Annotated in this window: 2 protein-coding genes; one reads left to right on the top strand and one right to left on the bottom strand. The window is 55.6% G+C overall.

What is annotated here, in order from left to right; translation table 11 throughout:
- Positions 1-573, bottom strand: a 573-nt coding sequence (locus tag AC1DRJ_RS26910; RefSeq protein WP_477804825.1) for an acyl-CoA dehydrogenase family protein, incomplete at its 3' end; no start/stop codon positions are given.
- Between the two features lie 158 nt (positions 574-731).
- Here AC1DRJ_RS26910 and AC1DRJ_RS26915 point away from each other — a divergent pair.
- Entirely contained in the window at positions 732-1,631 is a 900-nt protein-coding gene (locus tag AC1DRJ_RS26915; RefSeq protein WP_477804826.1) for a LysR family transcriptional regulator, read from the top strand.
- Positions 1,632-1,634: the final 3 nt, after the last annotated feature.

A 1,634-nucleotide genomic window follows, 5' to 3' on the forward strand; every position in this document is an offset into this window, starting at 1 on the left:
GATGTCGCCAGCGTCATCCTTACCCCAGACCACGAACACATCAGCGATCGGACTGTTGGTGATCCACATCTTGTTGCCGGTCAGGCTGTAGCCGCCTTCCACTTTGCGCGCACGAGTAATCATCGCGCCCGGGTCGGAACCGTGGTTAGGTTCTGTCAGACCGAAGCAGCCGATCCACTCACCGGTGGCCAGTTTCGGCAGGTACTTCTGCTTTTGGGCTTCAGTACCGAATTCGTTGATTGGCACCATCACCAGCGAAGACTGCACGCTCATCATCGAGCGGTAGCCAGAATCGACACGCTCGACTTCACGAGCGATCAGACCGTAGCTGACGTAGTTCAGGCCGCTGCCGCCGTACTGCTCCGGGATCGTTGCACCTAACAGGCCGACTTCGCCCATTTCACGAAAGATCGCCGGGTCGGTCTTCTCATGACGGAAAGCTTCGAGAACACGTGGTGCGAGCTTCTGCTGAGCGAATTGCTCGGCGGTGTCGCGAATCATGCGTTCTTCTTCAGTGAGCTGTTGATCCAGCAACAGAGGATCGATCCAGTTGAAGCTCGCTTTACCGCCCATGAGTGTGTCCTCTCGAATCAGGTTCAAATTGCGTGGACTGATCCTAGGCCGGGTTCGGCTTTACGACAAACGAGGATTTTGCATACTGTTGTGCTAATTTCTCACTCCGAAACATCGCGAGATAGCTTTAATGCGATGCATTAGTGAGGTTGAGGTACATGCGCAGGAAAATCCCCAGCACGACAGCCCTGATCAGCTTCGAAGCGGCCGCACGCCATGAAAGCTTCACCAAAGCAGCCCTTGAACTTTCGCTGACTCAGGGCGCCATTTGCCGACAGATCGCAAGCCTCGAGGAGTTCCTCAACGTCGAACTTTTCCGACGCTCGCGACGTGGAGTTAAGTTGACGGAAGCAGGCCTTTCCTACAGCCGTCGCGTAGCCACACAGCTCGATGCGGTGGAGCGGGACACGCTGTCAGTGATGGGGCAACAGGGCGCCAACGTGATCGAACTGGCAGTGGTTCCGACCTTTGGCACTCAGTGGTTACTCCCACGACTTAAAGACTTTCAACAAAAACACCCGGAAGTGACGGTGAACCTCACCAACCGCACGCGCCCCTTCCTGTTCGCCGACACTGATTTTGATGCAGCGATCTACTTCGGCGATGCCGATTGGTCTGGCACCGAGTCCCACAGGTTGATGGGTGAAAATCCGATGCCGGTGTGCAGTCCCGCCCTACTGCACAAAAAGGCAAATCTGACAGCCGCTGAGATCGCTGAACTTCCGCTGCTGCAGCAGACCACCCGCCCTTATGCATGGCGTCAGTGGTTCAACTCCCAGTACCTGAATATCCCTCGGGACATGACAGGACCGCGCTACGAGCTATTCTCCATGCTCGCTCAAGCCGCGATGCACGACATGGGAGTTGCGCTGATCCCACCGTTCCTGATTCAGCGTGAATTGGCGGAGAAGCGTCTGGTGATTGCCAACACGCAAGCATTGTCGAGCATCAAGGCTTATTACCTGATGATTCCCGAGCGAAAGGTGGAATCAGCCTCTTTAAAGGCATTTCGCGACTGGCTGCTCAATCAGGCGCACAGCTACAACCTAGAAGGATAAAGG

This window comes from Pseudomonas sp. P5_B2 (genome assembly GCF_056400445.1).